This window comes from Pseudoflavonifractor sp. An184 (assembly GCF_002160305.1).
In the GTDB taxonomy this organism is placed as follows: Bacteria; Bacillota; Clostridia; order Oscillospirales; family Oscillospiraceae; genus Lawsonibacter; species Lawsonibacter pullicola.
This window is the reverse complement of record NZ_NFKI01000104.1, coordinates 1-5,100: the sequence shown is the minus strand read 5'-3', so window position 1 is coordinate 5,100 and position 5,100 is coordinate 1. Positions and strand designations below refer to the sequence as shown.

The 5,100-nt window shown below is 62.6% G+C and carries 7 protein-coding genes; 5 read left to right on the top strand and 2 right to left on the bottom strand.

Features of this window, described 5'->3' with window-relative positions:
- Positions 1-127 precede the first annotated feature (127 nt).
- Both B5F19_RS16425 and B5F19_RS16420 read right to left on the bottom strand, forming a co-directional pair.
- Positions 128-691, bottom strand: a complete 564-nt coding sequence (locus B5F19_RS16425) for a manganese efflux pump MntP family protein (RefSeq protein WP_087292747.1) — start codon at positions 689-691, stop codon at positions 128-130.
- Between the two features lie 278 nt (positions 692-969).
- The gene (locus B5F19_RS16420; RefSeq protein WP_087292744.1) at positions 970-1,956 is read right to left on the bottom strand and encodes a D-isomer specific 2-hydroxyacid dehydrogenase family protein; all 987 of its coding nucleotides are present in this window, start codon (positions 1,954-1,956) and stop codon (positions 970-972) included.
- Between the two features lie 601 nt (positions 1,957-2,557).
- Between B5F19_RS16420 and B5F19_RS16415 the strand changes: the two genes are divergently transcribed.
- Genes B5F19_RS16415 through B5F19_RS16395 form a run of 5 tightly spaced genes read left to right on the top strand, consistent with a single transcriptional unit; the run spans position 2,558 to position 4,694 of the window.
- Complete coding sequence (locus B5F19_RS16415; protein ID WP_087292741.1) at positions 2,558-3,085, top strand: hypothetical protein; 528 nt, start codon at positions 2,558-2,560, stop codon at positions 3,083-3,085.
- Entirely contained in the window at positions 3,078-3,551 is a 474-nt protein-coding gene (locus B5F19_RS16410; RefSeq protein WP_087292738.1) for a hypothetical protein, read from the top strand. Before B5F19_RS16415 ends, B5F19_RS16410 begins: the two co-directional genes overlap by 8 nt.
- Positions 3,551-3,775 carry a hypothetical protein gene (locus B5F19_RS16405; protein WP_087292735.1) on the top strand — a complete coding sequence of 75 codons (225 nt, stop codon included), beginning with the start codon at positions 3,551-3,553 and terminating at the stop codon, positions 3,773-3,775. The genes B5F19_RS16410 and B5F19_RS16405 overlap by 1 nt, the downstream gene beginning before the upstream one ends.
- Before the next feature lie 4 nt (positions 3,776-3,779).
- A complete protein-coding gene (locus B5F19_RS16400; protein ID WP_087292733.1) occupies positions 3,780-3,983 on the top strand; it encodes a hypothetical protein in 204 nt (67 codons plus the stop codon).
- A 15-nt stretch (positions 3,984-3,998) separates the two neighbouring features.
- The gene (locus B5F19_RS16395; RefSeq protein ID WP_162612603.1) at positions 3,999-4,694 is read left to right on the top strand and encodes an N-acetylmuramoyl-L-alanine amidase; all 696 of its coding nucleotides are present in this window, start codon (positions 3,999-4,001) and stop codon (positions 4,692-4,694) included.
- Positions 4,695-5,100 lie beyond the last annotated feature (406 nt).

Here is a 5,100-nt window from a genome sequence, read left to right as displayed (position 1 = left end):
CCCGCCTCGAGTGGGATCGAATGCCCTGAATGCCTTGCAAGGCAAGGCGTTCAGCGAGCGCAGCGAGGACTTTTCCGCCGCACAGCGGCGGGAAAGTAACGGCATTTTTTGTATTGATGTACGGGAATCAGCCCAGCACACCCAGATGCTCCAGCAGGATCTTGGTCCCCATGAGGATCAGCACGATACCCCCGGCCAGCTCGGCCCAGGACTTGCCCCTCTCCCCTACCACGCCCCCGGCCTTCACGCCGATGGCGGACAGGACGAAGGTGATGACCCCGATGAGAGCGACGGCGGGGCCGATGGGGACGCTGAGAAACGCGAAGGTGATGCCCACGGTGAGGGCGTCAATGCTGGTGGCCACCGCCAGGGGGAACATGGCCTTTGCCCCGAAGGAGGTCTCCATCTCCTCCTCCTCGGTGCTGCGGGACTCCCGGATCATGTTCACGCCGATGAGCCCCAGGAGCACAAAGGCGATCCAGTGGTCGATGCTGGTGATAAAGGACTGGAACTGCACCCCCAGCAGCCAGCCCAGGAAGGGCATCAGCGCCTGAAAGCCCCCGAACCAAAGCCCCGCCGTCAGGGCGTGTCCCAGTGTCACCCGGCCGGCGGACAGCCCCTTGCACACGGACACCGCGAAGGCGTCCATGGCCAGCCCCACGGCCAGCACCACCAATTCTGTCATTCCCATGGTAAAATTCCTCCTCAAACTGCTTCCGGCCCGCGCCCGGGAGTTTGGCATCTCTCCCGTGGGCAGGCCCGTGCCGGCGCAAAAAAACGAGACCCATCTGTCCCCTTGGAACAGATAAGTCTCGTCATGAAAAACAAAGCCAGAACTCCAGAACCGGAGCTCAGTCTGTTGACCTTGTTACGCCTGCGCGCCGACTACTCCCTTATGTGTAGGCAGTATGATACCACAGGGGCGCGGGGCCTGTCAAGAAAATTTGGGGGAATTTCTCCAAAAACGGCCTATCCCTGCACCAGATAGGGGTTCTCGCCCCCCTGTTCACAGGCCAGCAGGCCCTTGACCGTACCGGCCACCATGTGCTCCACGGCCTCCTCGGTGTAGAAGGCGGTGTGGGGGGTGACGATCACGTTGGGGAAGGCCTTCAGCAGGGCCAGGTCGTGGTTGGGGATGGGGACGGTCTTCAAGTCGGCGTAGTACAGGCCGCTCTCCTGCTCCAGCACGTCCAGGGCGGCGGCCCCCACCTTCCGGCTCTCGATGGCCTCGATGAGGGCGGAGGTGTCGATCAGGTCCCCCCGGGCGGTGTTGATGAGGATGACTCCGTCCTTCATCTTGGAGAGGCTGTCGGCATTGATGATGTGGTGGTCCTCCGGGTTGGCGGGCATGTGGAGGGTGATGATGTCCGCCTCCCGCCAGATGGTTTCCAGGTCGGCGTACTCCGCCAGCTGGGCCACCTCGGGGTTTTGGTACAGGTCGTAGGCCAGCATCCGGCAGCCGAAGCCGGACAGGTGGCGGATGACGGTGCCGCCGATCTTGCCGGTGCCCAGCACCGCCACGGTGGAGTTGGACAGCTCCTTGCCCATCTTCCCCTCCAGGGTGTAGTCCTGGACCACGTTCCGGTCCAGGATCTGCCGCATCTTCCGGCAGCACATGAGCATGAGCATAATGGCGTAGTTGGCCACCCCGCTGGGGGGATAGAACACGTGGGTCACCGGCATGCCCAACTCCTTGGCGGTGGGCAGGTCGAAGTGGTCAAAGCCGATGGCCCGGGCCCCCAGGTACTTCACCCCCAGCTCGTGGAAGCGGCGGATGGCCTCCGGCCCCAGGGCGTAGGGGGTGGTGCTGATGGCGTCGTAGCCCCGGGCCAGCTCGATGTTCTCCGGGGTGGGATACTCGGTGCTGTACGCAAATTCCACCCCCAGCTTTGCGCACCACTTATCAAACAGGGGCTTCTCGTCAAATTCGCGGACGGCGTAGGCAAACAGCTTCATCTCTCCCGGGCGCGGAAGAGTTCCCGCGCCCCTCTCTCCTCTCTTTCGTTCCAACCGGGACGTTGTTCCGCTCCATTATAGTCCTTTCTCCGCCGGGCCGCAAGTCCTTCGGCGGCGCGGACGGGGGCGGAAATTTTTTATCGTTAGGTGTACAGAGGCAGGCAACTGCGGGGCGGTTTCCCAGATAGGGTGAACGGGAGATTCTTCCGCCCGGAATGCAAGGAACGCACAAAAACGCCCGCCGGCCCTTTGCTTGAAAGGGACGGCGGGATTGACAATAAGCGGCGCGGCTCTCTATGATGGGATAGGCGCTGTTACATAAGGCGGCCAGCTACTTCCCTTGCGGATATGGGGCACCGAGGAAAGCAATTTCTGAGGCTTCTGATGTGTTTTGCCATTTTGGCATACATCATGACCATAAAAGCGTGCTGACCGCTTGGCTGGTCCCCAAACGGTCAGCATAGGGAAACTTATGCGACTATAAGGGCTGGCCGCAGTAACAGCGCCCTTCTAATTTCATTATAGAAACTCGCCTCCGCTTTGTCAAGCAAGACAGGGCGGGGGTTTTGTTCTTCCATCTGAATCGGAGAGGAGCGAGCGTATGAGTCTATACGGCGAAAAGTTCAAGATCGGCGGCCTGTCCTGCGGCCTGGTGCTGCGGGGCTCTGCCAACGGGGAGTATCGGGTGGTGTTCGAGCGGGAGTACGCCAGTTTGGAGCAGATCGAGGCCCTGGAGTGGGACCCGCCCGTCCTTGAGGGGGAGTGCATCCTGCCCGCGGGCTACGGCTTCACAGTCAAGGATATCCAGTACAGCGCCGCCACCCGCAGCTACCATGTGGTGCTCCAGGTGGGGAGGCAATACCTGGGAGATGTGACCGGCTATCAGGCCCAGGTGACCCAGCTTCAGGGGACCATCACGGAGCAGGCGGGCACCATTCAGACCCAGCAGGACGCCATTGCGGAGAAGGAGAGCACCATCGCCCAGCAAGCGGCCACCATTGAGAGCCAGACGGCTACGATTGCATCTCAGGCGGAGACCATTGAGGAACTGGAGGCGGCGGGCACCGCCGAGACGGTGATGGCCGAGCTGAGCGCGGCCTATGAGGAAGGAGTGGAGAGAAATGGCTGATATTGTGACCATGGCCAAGGATGAACTGAAAGCCCGCGGCAAGGCGGATGCGGCGGCTCTGGCCGCCCGGGCGGTGTCCGGCGAGGCGGACGGCACCGAGCTGACCGCCAGCCAGGAGCAGATCCCCACCTGGCGGCAGCGGGATTTTTCCGCCGTCCCCGTTGGGAGCCCCTACAAGTGGAATGGGATCGTGTACAAGCTGTGGCAGCAGCACGACGCCACAGAGCAGCCGGACTGGACTCCCGACCAGGCGGTGAGTCTGTGGGATGTGTGCCACACCACCGACCCGTCCATGGCCGGTCCCTATGTCCAGCCCCAGGGGACCCGGGGACTGTACCAGGTGGACGAGTGCTGCACCGAGGGCGGACACGTGTGGAAGTGCACCCAGGCGGACACCGCCTATCCCCCCTCCCAGCTGCCCGGCGCCTGGACGGACCTGGGGGCCGTGGAGGAGGGACAGGGCTGATGGAGTGGACCACCCTGGCGGTGGCCGGGATGTCCCTCATCGGCACCCTGGCGGGGACCTTCGGGGGCATCCTGGTGTCCAACAAGCTGACCACCTATCGGATCGAACAGCTGGAGCGGAAGGTGGCCGCCCACAACAGCCTGGTGGAGCGGACCTACAAGCTGGAGGGGCAGATGACCGAGGTCCAGCACGACATCCGGGACCTGAAAAGCGAGAGGGGGTAGGGAAATGGAGGAGCTTCAAAAGCGCCTGAGCAATCTGCTGTCTGTCAAGAGTCTGGTTACGCTGATCCTGACGGTAGTATTTGCCTGTTTGACCTGTGGAGGCAGAGTGAGCGCCGAGGAATTTTTGACTGTGTTCACCGTGGTCATCGCCTTCTACTTCGGCACCCAGGCGGAGCGAAGCAGCCGGAAATCCGGCGATGGGACCTGAGACGAGGAGAAGATGATGGAGCTTTTGTTCGAACAGGCGGCCCGGGGCAATTACCGGCCCGGCCGGACCCAGCCCGTGGAGTACATCGTGGTCCACTACACCGGCAACTGGAGCGACACGGCGAAAAACAACGCCGACTACTTTGCCCGGACGGTCACCGGGACCAGCGCCCACTACTTTGTGGACGAGGAGGCGGTGTGGCAGTCGGTGCGGGAGGAGGACACCGCCTGGCACTGCGGCAGCAGCCAGCCGGTCCATCCCGACTGCCGCAATGCCAATTCCATCGGGGTGGAGATGTGCAACAGCGCCGGAGGCGTGCCTCCGGCCGTCCGGGACCGGACGGCGGCCCTGGTGCGGGAGCTGATGGACAAGTACGGGGTGCCTGCGGAACACGTCCTGCGGCACTACGACGTGACCGGCAAGCGGTGCCCCGCTCCCTGGGTGGACAGGCCCGGGGAGTGGGAGGATTTCAAAAGGAGATTGGAGGCGGAAGCGGTGACACAGGAGCAGTTTGACGCCATGCTGGAGGACTATCTGGTCCGCCGGGGGGAGCGGGAGGCCAGCGACTGGGCGGCCCCCTATATTCAGCGGGCTGTGGAAGCCGGCGTGATGGCGGAGGAGGCGGGCGGCATCGGCCGGCCCCAGGCCTTCGCCACCCGGGAGGAGCTGGCCGCCGTGGCCTCCTCCCTACTTTTCTTGAAAGAAAAGTAGGCAAAAGAACTTTCTGCGAAACTGCGTTTCGCCTCTGCAGGGCCTTTCAGGTTTCGGAGGGAAGAATAGTGTGAAAGGAAACCGTCAGGGTTTCCTTTCACGTGCAATCCCTCCACGTTTCTACGCGCAGCGGAGAAACGCGGTGCAAAGAAATTTTCTGCGAAACTGCGTTTCGCCTCTGTAAGGGTTGGACGGGGCGATTGAATGGGGCCTCGGTGGGGGACGGAATATATATGAAACAAGGCCCCGGCTATGCCGGGGCCTTCAGTTTGTCAAAAAACCGCTGTTGAGTAGAATTCGCCTCAGTTTTGGCGGGGGAGCTCGAGGGGGCGGCAGCCCGCCTCGAGTGGGATCGAATGCCCCGAATGCCTTGCACGGCAAGGCGTTCGGCGAGCGCAGCGAGAAC